The following is a 12614-nucleotide window of genomic DNA, read 5'->3' as shown; positions in this document are numbered from 1 at the left end:
CTTTGCGTCGTTGCGGGAGACTACGAAATTTCCCGAACAGATGACAGGCTCATATGGCATGGATATAACCCGAAGCAGCAATCAGTATGGAGGACCGAATGCCTGAAGATGACCGCACGAACAACAACTGGAACACGTTGCCATGGCATCGCCAATGGCTGGTCAAGCAGGCAGAAGGGCTTTTCGATTTCTTCCAGTACCGCGCCATCAATCCGGCCGGAGGCTTTTTCGACCTCGACAGCAAAGGCGCACCGCTGCAACCGCAAAACCCGGTGCGCGGCATCCACGCTTCCGCACGAATGATACATTGCTTCTCCATCGGCCATCTTCTCGGACGGCCCGGCTGCGGAGATATCATTGACCATGGAATGACCTATCTGTGGAACAATCACCGCGACAGCGAGCACGGTGGATACTTCTGGCAGACGGATGACAATGGTCCGGTCGATTCGACGAAGCAGGGTTACGGCCATGCGTTCGTGCTGTTGGCAGCCTCATCAGCCAAGACCGTTGGGCATCCACTGGCCGACCGCATGCTCCAGGACATTACCGAAATTCTCGAAACGAAGTTTTGGGAAGAAAAGCATGGGGCAATCGCCGAGGAGTTCAATCGCGACTGGTCGCCGATCGAGAATTATCGTGGGCAGAACTCCAACATGCATCTGACGGAAGCGCTGATGGCGGCCTACGAGGTCACCGGGGAGCGTTCTTACATCGAAAAAGCGGAAAAGATCGCAGATCTCATTATCCGTCGTCGCGCCGGTGAGCTGGATTTCCGTGTTCCAGAACACTTCGACGAGGACTGGACACTCGACAAGAATTATCGCGGCAACGAGATGTTCCGCCCATCGGGATCGACGCCCGGGCATTGGCTCGAGTGGGCTCGTCTCCTGCTGCAACTGTGGGTGCTGGGTGAGCGCAAGCATGACTGGATGCCTGTCGCGGCAAAGTCTTTGTTTGTGCAGTCCATGGCGCTCGGCTGGGACCGGGAAAAAGGCGGCTTCTTTTACACGCTCGACTGGAACGACAATCCCGACAAGACGTCGAAGCTGTGGTGGCCGATGTGCGAGGCAGCGGGTGCAGCCCACTTCCTCAACGAAAACCTCCCGGCTGACGATTTTTACGAAGACAGCTATCGCCGCATCTGGAGCACGATTGCCAACAACTTCGTGGATCACGCCCATGGCGGCTGGCACGAGGAACTGACCGAAAATCTTGTTCCGGCGAAGACATTGTTCCCCGGCAAGGGCGATATCTATCACGCCCTGCAGGCCTGCCTTATTCCGCTTTTCCCGGCAACGGGAAGTCTGACCAAGGTGATTGGGGAGAACGGCGGCTCATATTGAGCCGCCAGCCTCGGCAAACGAGGCTCAAAAGCCGAGCGTTTCCTCGAAATCATCCCATGACTGGTACATTTCGTAACGACCAATGCCGCGAATGGGCACATGGCCGTAATAGGGCGAGAGCTGAAACTCTGCGGCAGCCTCGCTCTTTCCTGCGACGGCACCCACATAGATTGCCGACGCGAGGCCGGTGCGGTTTGCCCCATGCTCACAATGGATCAGGATCGGCTTGTCGGCATTGCGCATGACTGCGGCCAGCATTTCGGCATCATCCACCGACAGTTTCTCACTCGAACTCAGTGGATAATCGATTAGACGAATACCGTTCTGTTTTGCCGCCGTGCTTTCCGCATCGTACCAGGCTTCACGCTTCTCATTGCGAAGATTGAGAATGGTCTTGATTCCATGCTTTTTGGCGTAGTCGGCAATATCTTCACCACTTGGCTGCGCCGACCGGTAAAGCTCGCCCGGAATGACCTCATGGAAGTTTCCCGTCAGCTGGCCAATCCCCATATGCGCCCCGGCCAGAACCGGTACTGCAACCAGGACGACGGCCGAAACTTTCAAGAGCACCAGAAGAGAACGCACGACAACAACCCATCACTTTCATCAGATGCATGGCGGGATGCCATCACAAGCTGGCGAAAACAAGTCGAAATGAAAACGCCTCAGTCGAACTCCGCTGAATTGATTGTGACCCGCCAATTCAGCGTGCTCGCATCTACCCGCTCATTGTTGCGCAACCGGTAGGCCCGGCAGGTCGCAAAGCTTTCTCCAGGTTCTATCCGTTTGTCACTTGTCTGGTATGGATTGAAGGCGACGGAAACGCCGACGTCCTGTTCGAAACCTTCAAGCGTATAGGTCAGACGTTTGACCGCAACTCTGTTGTCGTTGCGAAAACTGACCTGAACAGGCAGGGCAGGATCAGTGCAGGTCGCATCAAAGGCGGCAGTCGCAACGATGTTCTCAAGCCGGTTGCCGCCGCGAAACCCGTCAAAAACCACGATCGCTGCAGTGACACCCCAAACCAGCCCCAGGCACAAAACGGCCGGCTTCAGGTATCTTGGAAAAGCGATCAGCGTAACCAGAAGAAGCGCGCTAAGAACGGCCGCAACAATCACGCCATCTCCCCCTGCCCCGAACAAATCTTCACGCGATCATACCTCCCATAAAACGCCGTATTCAACGCCGGCGAAAATCTTTGCCGCAAACTTATGATCGGTACTTGCGCTGTCAATACAACCAAGCGTGACAAGCACGGAACGTCTCCATACCCCACAGGCTTATCTGAAAACGGAACCAAATCGCATCCAAAAACGTTCGCGGCTCGATAAGAACGTAATGCGTGGGACAAAGCATCCGTTTTGCATGCCTTGGCGAGCGTATCTCGCACCCCATATTAAATACGCCTAATACATGATATAGAGGTTCGTCAGCTCAGGGAGACAAACAATGAAAACGCTGATCGCATCATCAATGTTCGCCTTGGCGGCAAGCACGGCAATGGCTGCCGACGCCGTTTACGAGACCCCCGCACCGCCTGTCGCGCAGGAAACTCTGCCGACATTCACCTGGTCTGGCCCCTACCTTGGTATTCAGGGCGGAGCAGGCTGGCTGAATGGTGATTTTTCGGCGGGTGGGCCCGTTGCCTCCGACAACTTCGATGGCGGCATCTTCGGCGCTTTCGCGGGCTATAACTACCAGTTCGACAACAATTTCGTCGTCGGCATCGAGGGTGATCTCGATTACAACTGGAACGACAATGACTACGGCGGCACGAAGGTTGGCACCGATTGGCAGGGCTCCGTACGCGGCCGCGTCGGTTACGCCTTCGATCACGCTCTGCTTTACGCGACCGCAGGCTGGACCGCGACGCGCGGCTTTGTTGAAACCCCAGTCGGCGACGACAATACCACGTTCAATGGTTACACCGTCGGAGCAGGTCTCGATTACGCCTTCACCGACAATATCTTCGCCAGGATCGAATATCGCTTCAACGACTACAGCGACAAGGATGTCTTCGGCATCAATACCGATCTTGACCAGCACACCGTCAAGGTGGGCCTTGGTGTGAAGTTCTGATCCACCTCATAGCGCTCAAAAAAGCCCGGTTTTTTACCGGGCTTTTTTCATGCGCGAATTGGCCATGGCGACCAGAACTGCAAGGCGTTCGGACCTCATGAAAAATGAAAACCAAACAACGAACCATTCACAAGCTGTTCAGAAGGTTCGTGCCATCATCCGGGCATAATGAGCCTCTATCTCCTGCAGCAGGCTTATGGAGTAGCCCTGATGAAAAAAGTAATTCTTTCGACCCTTGCTGCGCTTGTCGCCACCGGAAGCGTCCTCGTATCTTACGGACCGGTTGCTGCGCAGGAATATCGTCCACGTTATGATCGTGGCGGCCCTCCACCCCCGCCCTACCGCGAGCATCGTCGTCATAACGACGGCGCAGCTATCGCCGGTGGCCTGGCAGCCGGTGTGATCGGCGGCCTGATCGGTGGTGCAATCGTCAACAACAGCGGTCCTCGTTATTATGAGCCGCCACCACCACCGCGTCCACGCTGCTGGTACGAAGATCGCCGCGTCCCGAATTCCTATGACGGCGGCTGGCATACGGAAACAATGCGCGTCTGCAACTGACCCGCAACATATCGACCGGTCAGCCCTCGGCTGGCCGGCTCTCCCTCTTCCCCAAATTTCCTGAACCGAGCACACGGCCGCAATAAAATTGCGGAGCGTTACCGCATTGTTGCGCCTGCAAAAATCGAAACCAAACGCGCGTCTTCCCCAAAAAATGAGAGCCACTACGGCCTTATATCTGGTTGAGAAGACGAAAATGGTGGGCCCGGAGGGACTCGAACCCCCAACCAAGCGGTTATGAGCCGCCGGCTCTAACCATTGAGCTACAGGCCCTTTCGGATTTAAGATCCAAAATACCGGGCTTCGCAATGGTTCGAAACCGGCGGTCACGCTCTAACGCATATTTCTTGAGCCGACAAGCCATTGATGATGGCGCAACAGCAGGTTGCCGTAATAGCTTCACAATCTCTGGCAATAGCTTGCACAGGGACACAATCAACGAGGAAACACCATGACGACAAGAACGGCCCGCCTTTTCGCCCTGACCGCTTTGACTGCAGCATCGGTTATGCCGCTTGCCAGCCATGCGTTTGCACAGGAGACGACAAAGAGCGAAGCAACGATCAGCGTTTCGGGTGAAGGCCAGTCCGCAGTCGCACCAGATATGGCGATCCTGAATTTCAGCGTTGTCAAACAGGCGGAGACCGCTGCCGTGGCTCTGACGGAAAACTCCAAGGCACTGTCGGAAGTGCTGAAAGCGCTGAAGGCCGCGTCGATCGAAGACCGTGATCTTCAGACCAGCAATTTTTCCGTCCAGCCGCTCTACAAGCACTTCGAGCCGAAGGACGGCGTCTACGTCGCTCCCGAAATCACCGGATATCAGGTCAGCAACGGATTGAAGGTGCGCGTCCGCGATCTCAAGAAACTCGGCGAAATCCTCGACACCTCCGTCAAGCTCGGCATCAATCAGGGTGGCGATATCACCTTCACCAACGACAAGCCTGAAGCAACGGTGACGGAAGCCCGTAAACTGGCGGTGGCCGATGCGCTGGCGAAAGCCAAAACCTTGACGGAAGCAGCAGGCGTGAAACTCGGCCGGGTCATCCAGATCACCGAAAACATGCAGCGCCCGATGCCTGTACCGCAGGGCGCAATGCGTGCATCGATGATGAAGGAGGCAGATAGCGTGCCGATCGCATCCGGCGAGAACAACTACAGTGTTGTCGTCAACGTCACCTTCGCCCTCGACCAATAAATCGAGACGACCGTAAAAAACTGAGCGAGGGATGAAGCCTGAAACGGCCTCATCCCTCGCTTCTTTTTAGGATCTCGCTCATCCTCCCGGCCTTGACGCCGCAAAAAGGAAACGCCCCGCCGGCATTCAGCCAGACGGGGCGATCCATTTGATCCGCATCAGGGGGGGACCGGGGATTTTCCGCGGATCAATTCTTAAAAACGTCAGATTACCGGCGGATAACCGGGCAACCACGCTCATTGGCGAAGACAACGCGGTCACGACCATGACGGTCGAAGCCGGCAACCACGACGCGGCGCGGCGACATGTCAACCACACGTGCGCGACGAAGACCCATGCGGCTTGCCTTTTCTTCCGCAAGCCACGGCGAGCAGCCACGACGCGGGCCACCCCAACCATGACGGCCGCCATCGCGGTGACCGTCGCGAACCTGGATACCGAACTGCACGTCCGGACCTGCCGAAGCCACTGAGGCCGTTGCAGAAATTCCGCCCAAGGCGATAAGGGCTGCCATACCGGCTTTAGCAAAAGTGCTGAACATGATTCACTCCGTTTCGCTTGTCCGCCGGCAGATCATCTGGCCAGCGATTGAGGACACATTAGGGTCCGTCGCCTGAATGATTTCAGAACCGCACATTCAGCCAGGGTTCATGCTTGAGGCGAGATGGCAGGCTCCGCAAATCAGGCTTACGGAGAAAGATGAAGGACGATTTCCCGACGGTGCGGGTGGTCGCGATGCTCAAACAGGTAAAGCCCCTGCCAGGTTCCAAGGACCGGTTTTCCGTCGCTGACAGGAACGCCGATCGAGACGGCGGTCAGCGCTGCCTTGATATGCGCGGGCATGTCATCCGGCCCCTCAAGCGTATGGCTGACCCAGCCCATAGACGCATCGCTGGAGGGAGGAACAAGACGGTGGAAGAACACCTTGAGATCGCGCCTCACATCCGGATCGGCATTCTCCTGTATCAGCAAAGAACAGGAGGTGTGCCGGACAAAGACCGTCAGCAACCCTTCACTCATGCCGCTCTCGCGAACGAAGCGACGGGCCTCATCGGTAAACTCGTACAAACCCTGGCCATTTGTGGCGATGATCGTTTTCTTTTGGGGCACAATATTTCCTCTGGATGCCAGGAACAAAACACACGTTAAGGACGTTACTTCGTGTTAGTCAGGGGTAAATGCCTGCGAGCACGTCTGCAACAGCGGCAAAAACGATCCGGCAGACCTCACGGTTGCATCGAAGGGGAAGGAATACAGACGCATATGGACGACATGACGCCCTCCCCTTTTGAATCGATCGGATTTTTGTATCCGGTAATGAGAACGGATGCGAAAGACTGACCTATGGCATCCACCGATTATCAGGTCGATCTCACAAACTGTGACAAAGAACCAATTCATATTCCCGGCTATATCCAGCCCCACGGCTGTCTGATCGCATTCGACAGCGCCATGCGTATCGCGTTGCGCCACTCCGAAAATTGCGGCGAAATGCTTGGCCCGGAAGGAGAGATCAACGGCAGGTCGGCAGACGACGTGCTCGGTGCAAAGCTGACGCACGATCTTCGCAACGCGTTGACCGTGACGGGCAGATCCATTCGCCCATCCCTGCTCCCCGGCATAAAAACGGCCAACGGTCAGACGTTCGATATCGCGCTCCACAGGCACAAATCCGTGACCATCGTGGAGTTTGAACCATCGCGCTCGGAAGCCCAGCCCCTCGGCACTGCGCGAAAGATGGTGGATCGAATTCGCGAAGCCGACAGTGTCGACAGCCTCATTTCGAGAACGGCCAGATTGATAAAGGCGACACTCGGCTACGACCGCGTGATGATCTACCGCTTCGAAGATGACGGTTCCGGAAAGGTCGTATCAGAGGCCAAACAGCCGGAACTGGAAAGCTTTCTAGGCCAATATTTCCCTGCCAGCGACATACCGCAGCAGGCCCGCACGCTGTACCTCAAGAACACGCTGCGCATTATCTCCGACGCACGCGGCATGCGCGTACCTGTCCTGCCCACACTCGATGCCTCCGGTGAACCGCTGGATCTTTCCTTTGCTCATCTTCGCAGCGTCTCGCCCATTCATTGCGAGTACCTGCGCAATATGGGTGTGGCAGCGTCCATGTCCATTTCGGTGATCGTCGATGGGGCGCTCTGGGGGCTTATCGCTTGCCATCATTATTCACCGCGCGTCCTTTCGATGCCGGTCAGGATTGCTGCGGAAATGTTTGGAGAGTTTTTCTCCATGCACCTCCAGATCCTCAAGCAGAAGCGACGGCTGACGACGATCAGCCAGGCGCACAGTGCGCTCGACCGGTTCCTGCGCCTTGCCGCGCATCATTCCAATATCGAGGAATTGCTGGTCGACAGTTTTCAGGATTTTGCCGATCTGATGCCATGTGATGGCGTTGGCCTCTGGGTCAACGACAACTGGCATGGTCACGGCTCCGTTCCCCCGCATGATGCCATCCCTCGGCTTGCCCGGTTTATTGCCTCTACCGCTGAAAACAAGGTTTGGGCAACACACGCGCTGTCGCAGGTTATTCCCGAGGCAGAGACCTACGCGCCGATTGCCGCAGGCGTGCTGGCCATTCCACTTTCCCAAGTCAAAAACGATTATCTGCTGTTTTTCCGCAAGGAGATTGTCCAGACCCTGAACTGGGCGGGCAACCCGGAAAAATCCTATGAGACAGGCCCGATGGGCGACCGTCTCACCCCGCGCAAGAGTTTTGCGATCTGGAAGGAAACCGTCAGCCTGCAGGCGCAGCCCTGGTCGGAATCGGACCGGGAAATTGCCGAGGCAGCGCGTATCGCGCTGGTCGAAGTCGCGTTCCAGCACAGCGAACTGATGGCGGGTGAACGCGACCGGGCAGAAGTCCGTCAGCGAATGCTGAACGAAGAACTCAACCACCGCGTCAAGAACATCCTGGCCATCATCAAATCGCTTGTCGGCAATCCCTCTCAGGAAGGCAAGACGCTGCAGGAATACGTCACGGCACTGAAGGGCCGCATTCAGGCGCTTTCCTTCGCCCATGATCAGATCATTCGCGGTGAAGGCGGCGGGTCGCTTCGTGATCTCCTGGAGGCGGAGCTGTCGCCTCACCGGTCGCCGTTGACAGATGTGATGCTCACCGGTCCCGAAGTGACGCTCGATTCACGCGCTTTCTCCGTCATGGCGCTTGTCCTGCACGAACTGGCAACAAATGCCGCCAAATATGGCGCGCTTTCTCCGCAAAACAGCAACCGGCTGGAGGTCAGTTGGGAGCTCGACGCGAGCCATGATTGCCGTCTTGTGTGGCGGGAAACCCTTGCCGGCCCCTTGGCGACACCATCACGTGCCGGTTTTGGCACCGCCCTGATCAGCCGTAGCATACCCTACGATCTTGGCGGCCGCAGTACGCTGCACTATCGCCCCGACGGGCTTGAGGCAGAAATGGTTTTGCCGGCCCGCCATGTGTCCTTGAAATTCTCTTCACTGCCCCAATCGACAAAGGGCGATATGTCCGGTGCAAGAAAGACTTATGACCGGGAAGAACCGTTGAAAATCTTGCTCGTAGAAGACCAGATGCTGATCGCCATGGATGTTGAGAGCATGCTGGAGAACAATGGCATCGAACGCATTGAAACCGCCACGTCCTCGGCCATGGCGATTGAGAAGCTCAAAGCCTATCTGCCCGATATCGCGATCCTCGATATCAACCTTGGCTCGGACACCTCAATTCCGGTTGCGAGGGAACTGCACAAACGTGGAATTCCCTTCATGTTCGCAACGGGTTATGCCGATGGCGTGATGGTGCCTGAAGAGTTTTCTCATGCCCCGATCATCCGAAAGCCCTATGATGAAGACGCTCTGATGTCCGGTATCGGCCTTCTGGTTGAGTGTGTGGAGCGGGCTTAAGCGCAATCAGCGCAGGGTCGCAAAACCGCGCTTTTTGGCGTCCGGCTCCGAAAGCTCATTGCCGATCTTGAAGCGGAAGGCCGTGACCGCGTAATTGTCCATGTCCACCTCGCACTGGAACGAGATATCGTGCCATTTGCTGCCGACGTTGAAAGCGCCGCCCGTGGCATCGAGCTTGTTTCCTGAAATCAGGCCACCCGTATCGGAATAGGCAACAATCCCCTCGATCGGAAATCCCGCATTCTGAACCTGCGCTATCGCCTCGCTGCGACATAGCTGGACTATTCGGCGTCGCGGTGGCAATTCACCGAAGATCTGCCGGCGCTGATCTCGCGTCAGCATCGCGGACGACAACAGGCTTTCTGCGGCAGGAAGCGCGTCAGAATTTCCTTTTGCCGCCTCGGCAGCAGGTTTTTCTTCGGCTGGTTTCGGTTGCGGTACTGGTGGCTTGTCTGGTGGAGCAGCCTCGTTCGGCGTCAGTGACGCCACGATCTCCCCATCGTCCGCCTGTGCGGCAAGATTGCTCTCTTCAGCTTCCTGTGCTGCCGTGTCCTGCTGTTTGGCTGTCGGCTCAGGCTGGCTGTCCGGTTCGCCCCCTGCAGTATTTGGCTCCTCAGCAGTCGATGTCTTTTCCTTCTCTTCCGTCTTACCAGGCTTGTCGACGGGATCGAGCTGCGTCATCTCGGGCCTGACGGCGATAGAAGGCTGCATCGCTGGCGCAGGCGGCGTGGGTGCAGGCGGTGACGGAGGAGGATTTTCCTTGGCCTGCTCTTCTGCAGGCGGCTTCGGCTCTTCGGGCTTTTTTTCTTCCTCGGCCTTCGGTTCTTCAGGAGGCGGCACGAGATCGACGCTGATGCTTTCCGGCTCCTGCGGTTCGGCCATCCGTTCAGGTAGTTGAAAAAAGAACGCACCAACGACAAGCAGATGCAGCAGCACGGAGGCCGGTATTGTCCACCCTCCTACGCGCCTTTTGCTTGCGGGCACAGTTTCTTGCATCGCTCACGTCCAAATCCAGTACGGCTCTACACATAAGCCTTGTCACGAAGTTCGCCAACGCGCGAAACAAAAAACCCGGCCAGACAATCTGACCGGGTTCAATTTTACGAGAAGCGTAACGCTTAGCTGTCCAGGAAGCTGCGCAGCTTTCTGGAGCGGCTCGGATGCTTCAGCTTGCGCAGCGCCTTCGCCTCGATCTGACGGATACGTTCGCGCGTCACCGAGAACTGCTGGCCGACTTCTTCGAGCGTGTGGTCGGTGTTCATACCGATACCGAAGCGCATGCGCAGAACGCGTTCTTCACGCGGCGTCAGCGACGCCAGAACGCGGGTCGTCGTTTCACGCAGGTTGGCCTGGATAGCCGCATCGATCGGCAGAAGCGCGTTCTTGTCCTCGATGAAATCCCCGAGATGCGAATCTTCTTCGTCACCCACAGGCGTTTCGAGCGAGATCGGCTCCTTGGCGATCTTCAGAACCTTGCGCACCTTCTCAAGCGGCATGGCCAGCTTTTCAGCCAGTTCTTCCGGCGTCGGCTCGCGACCGATCTCGTGCAGCATCTGGCGCGATGTACGAACGATCTTGTTGATCGTTTCGATCATGTGCACAGGAATACGGATCGTGCGCGCCTGGTCGGCAATCGAACGGGTGATCGCCTGACGAATCCACCATGTCGCATAGGTCGAGAACTTGTAACCGCGACGGTATTCGAACTTGTCCACCGCCTTCATCAGGCCGATGTTGCCTTCCTGGATGAGATCGAGGAACTGCAGACCACGGTTGGTGTACTTCTTGGCGATCGAGATCACGAGGCGGAGGTTGGCCTCTACCATTTCCTTCTTGGCGATACGGGCTTCGCGTTCGCCCTTCTGCACCATGGAAACGATACGACGAAACTCGGCGATGGAAATGCCGGTTTCAGTCGACAGGTTCTGGATCTCCTGACGGATCTCGCGGATCGTGTTGCTTTCTTCGCGGGCGAATTCTTTCCAGCCGCGAGCAGCGAGGTTGGTAATCGACTTCATCCAGTTCGGATCAAGCTCGGCACCGTGATACTGTTCGAGGAAGCTGTCACGCTTCACGCCGTAGGACTCGGCCAGGCGCAACAGGCGGCCTTCGTTCTGCATCAGACGCTTGGAAATGTCGTAGAGCTGCTCAACGAGCGAATCGATACGGTTCTGGTTCAGCGACAACGACTTAACCGCCGTGATGAGCTGATCCTTCAGTTCCTTGTAGCGGCGCTCCTGACCGGAAGACAGCGTGCCCGTGCAAGCCAGACGTGCTTCAACCTGCTGATCCTGAAGCTTGCGCAGCTTCTTGTAGGTATCGGCAATGGTATCCAGCGTTTCCATGACCTGCGGGCGCAGTTCCGCTTCCATCGCGGCCAGCGACAGGTTCGACTCGTCGTCGTCTTCTTCTTCCTCTTCAGGCGGAAGACCGTCGCCACCGACGTCAGTCACATCCTCATCACCGGAAGGCGCACGCAACTTGCGCGTCTTTTCCTTCTCTTCAGCCGCCTTGCGGTCGGCTTCGATCTTTTCCGGGCTCTGGAACTGCGGTGCTGCCTTGGCTTCCGGACCGGAATAGGTCGTTTCGAGATCGATGATCTCACGCAGCAGCGTCGTGCCTTCGTTCAACTCGTCACGCCAGATAATCAGCGCCTGGAACGTCAGCGGGCTTTCGCAAAGGCCCGAAATCATCGTCTCGCGGCCGGCCTCAATGCGCTTTGCGATGGCGATTTCGCCTTCGCGCGACAGAAGCTCCACAGAACCCATTTCGCGCAGGTACATGCGCACCGGATCGTCGGTACGGTCGGTCGGTTCTTTTTTCTTGGCCGTTGCAAGTGCGGTGCCACCGGAAGGCGCGAGTTCGCCGCCCTCGGAGTCATCGCTGTCGGAATCGTCGTCGCTGTCGTTGCCGCCAGCTTCTTCCGCTTCTTCATCCTCGATAACGTTGATGCCCATATCGGACAGCATTGCCATCGTGTCTTCGATCTGTTCGGACGTCACCTCTTCCGAGGGCAGGACGGAGTTCAACTCGTCCATGGTCACATAGCCGCGCTTCTTGGCGGCCTTGATCATCTTCTTGACCGCGTCATCCGAAAGATCGAGAAGCGGACCATCCGTCGCACCGTCGCGTTCGTTTTCTGCTTCTTCGTTTTCTTTGACTTTGGTTGCCATCTATCTCGTCGCTTTCCCTGACGCTAACACCTGCTTCGCCGCTGCGCCGTCTGCCCGTGAGGCATTCGACTGTTTGCCGCGAATCACTGTCAAACACCTAACGGAGTGATCTTTAATTGCCGATTAACCACGGCAGCCGCTGGCAGAATGCAAAGACAGTGCATCTGGAAATGCTTGCTCATGCAATTTCGATCCACCAAGGCCCAATCCATCTTATTTTCCTGAAACGGTGATTCCCGCTATTTTTCGCCCCGTCAAGCCTCTGAGGGCAAGACAGGCACGGAAATTCCGAAAAAGGCCGCATTTTGCGGGTTATCACCAGACTATCCCCTATTTAGGATGCCTGCCGCAAAAGGCAAC

General features: G+C 56.8%; 11 protein-coding genes and 1 tRNA gene. 5 read left to right on the top strand and 7 right to left on the bottom strand.

The genetic code is table 11. The features are described from left to right. The first annotated feature begins 86 nt into the window (after positions 1 to 86). Positions 87 to 1346: an AGE family epimerase/isomerase gene (locus tag ACIQT8_RS11215; RefSeq protein ID WP_400965122.1), complete on the top strand. Its 1260-nt coding sequence runs from the start codon at positions 87 to 89 to the stop codon at positions 1344 to 1346. 24 nt (positions 1347 to 1370) lie between these two features. Here ACIQT8_RS11215 and ACIQT8_RS11210 read toward each other — a convergent pair whose 3' ends face one another. Next, positions 1371 to 1931 carry a dual specificity protein phosphatase family protein gene (locus ACIQT8_RS11210; RefSeq protein ID WP_138791034.1) on the bottom strand — a complete coding sequence of 187 codons (561 nt, stop codon included), beginning with the start codon at positions 1929 to 1931 and terminating at the stop codon, positions 1371 to 1373. 80 nt (positions 1932 to 2011) lie between these two features. After that, complete coding sequence (locus tag ACIQT8_RS11205; protein WP_138791035.1) at positions 2012 to 2464, bottom strand: hypothetical protein; 453 nt, start codon at positions 2462 to 2464, stop codon at positions 2012 to 2014. Positions 2465 to 2795: 331 nt separating this feature from the next. Between ACIQT8_RS11205 and ACIQT8_RS11200 the strand changes: the two genes are divergently transcribed. Both ACIQT8_RS11200 and ACIQT8_RS11195 read left to right on the top strand, forming a co-directional pair. Continuing rightward, a complete protein-coding gene (locus tag ACIQT8_RS11200) occupies positions 2796 to 3425 on the top strand; it encodes an outer membrane protein (protein ID WP_138791036.1) in 630 nt (209 codons plus the stop codon). Between the two features lie 210 nt (positions 3426 to 3635). Beyond that, entirely contained in the window at positions 3636 to 3986 is a 351-nt protein-coding gene (locus ACIQT8_RS11195) for a hypothetical protein (RefSeq protein ID WP_138791037.1), read from the top strand. A gap of 197 nt (positions 3987 to 4183) precedes the next feature. On the opposite strand, the gene ACIQT8_RS11190 is transcribed toward ACIQT8_RS11195, so the two are convergent. After that, a tRNA-Ile gene (locus ACIQT8_RS11190) sits at positions 4184 to 4259 on the bottom strand. 178 nt (positions 4260 to 4437) lie between these two features. Between ACIQT8_RS11190 and ACIQT8_RS11185 the strand changes: the two genes are divergently transcribed. Next, positions 4438 to 5181 (top strand): SIMPL domain-containing protein, encoded by a 744-nt coding sequence (locus ACIQT8_RS11185; RefSeq protein ID WP_400965119.1) that lies wholly within the window; start codon positions 4438 to 4440, stop codon positions 5179 to 5181. A 208-nt stretch (positions 5182 to 5389) separates the two neighbouring features. Here ACIQT8_RS11185 and ACIQT8_RS11180 read toward each other — a convergent pair whose 3' ends face one another. Together ACIQT8_RS11180 and ACIQT8_RS11175 are read right to left on the bottom strand one after the other, a co-directional pair. Further along, positions 5390 to 5722: a hypothetical protein gene (locus tag ACIQT8_RS11180; protein WP_138791039.1), complete on the bottom strand. Its 333-nt coding sequence runs from the start codon at positions 5720 to 5722 to the stop codon at positions 5390 to 5392. A gap of 146 nt (positions 5723 to 5868) precedes the next feature. Beyond that, positions 5869 to 6291, bottom strand: coding sequence for a secondary thiamine-phosphate synthase enzyme YjbQ (locus tag ACIQT8_RS11175; RefSeq protein WP_400965116.1), 423 nt, complete (start codon positions 6289 to 6291; stop codon positions 5869 to 5871). Between the two features lie 234 nt (positions 6292 to 6525). On the opposite strand from ACIQT8_RS11175, the gene ACIQT8_RS11170 reads away from it, so the two are divergent. Next, positions 6526 to 9081: an HWE histidine kinase domain-containing protein gene (locus tag ACIQT8_RS11170; RefSeq protein WP_400965114.1), complete on the top strand. Its 2556-nt coding sequence runs from the start codon at positions 6526 to 6528 to the stop codon at positions 9079 to 9081. A gap of 6 nt (positions 9082 to 9087) precedes the next feature. On the opposite strand, the gene ACIQT8_RS11165 is transcribed toward ACIQT8_RS11170, so the two are convergent. Together ACIQT8_RS11165 and rpoD are read right to left on the bottom strand one after the other, a co-directional pair. Next, a complete protein-coding gene (locus ACIQT8_RS11165) occupies positions 9088 to 10029 on the bottom strand; it encodes a DUF930 domain-containing protein (RefSeq protein WP_400965428.1) in 942 nt (313 codons plus the stop codon). 170 nt (positions 10030 to 10199) lie between these two features. Next, positions 10200 to 12254 (bottom strand): RNA polymerase sigma factor RpoD, encoded by a 2055-nt coding sequence (rpoD, locus tag ACIQT8_RS11160; RefSeq protein WP_138791041.1) that lies wholly within the window; start codon positions 12252 to 12254, stop codon positions 10200 to 10202. Positions 12255 to 12614 lie beyond the last annotated feature (360 nt).

Origin of the sequence: Agrobacterium sp. NPDC090273 (genome assembly GCF_044772305.1) — a bacterium.
In the GTDB taxonomy this organism is placed as follows: domain Bacteria; phylum Pseudomonadota; class Alphaproteobacteria; order Rhizobiales; family Rhizobiaceae; genus Agrobacterium.
This window is presented reverse-complemented; position numbering and strand designations above follow the sequence as displayed.

Bases quoted from the DNA above. Each gene is read 5' to 3' on its own strand.
- ACIQT8_RS11215 (WP_400965122.1), top strand. From the start codon at position 87: ATGGAGGACCGAATGCCTGAAGATGACCGCACGAACAACAACTGGAAC.
- ACIQT8_RS11200 (WP_138791036.1), top strand. From the start codon at position 2,796: ATGAAAACGCTGATCGCATCATCAATGTTCGCCTTGGCGGCAAGCACG.
- ACIQT8_RS11195 (WP_138791037.1), top strand. From the start codon at position 3,636: ATGAAAAAAGTAATTCTTTCGACCCTTGCTGCGCTTGTCGCCACCGGA.
- ACIQT8_RS11185 (WP_400965119.1), top strand. From the start codon at position 4,438: ATGACGACAAGAACGGCCCGCCTTTTCGCCCTGACCGCTTTGACTGCA.
- ACIQT8_RS11180 (WP_138791039.1), bottom strand. From the start codon at position 5,722: ATGTTCAGCACTTTTGCTAAAGCCGGTATGGCAGCCCTTATCGCCTTG.
- ACIQT8_RS11170 (WP_400965114.1), top strand. From the start codon at position 6,526: ATGGCATCCACCGATTATCAGGTCGATCTCACAAACTGTGACAAAGAA.
- rpoD (WP_138791041.1), bottom strand. From the start codon at position 12,254: ATGGCAACCAAAGTCAAAGAAAACGAAGAAGCAGAAAACGAACGCGAC.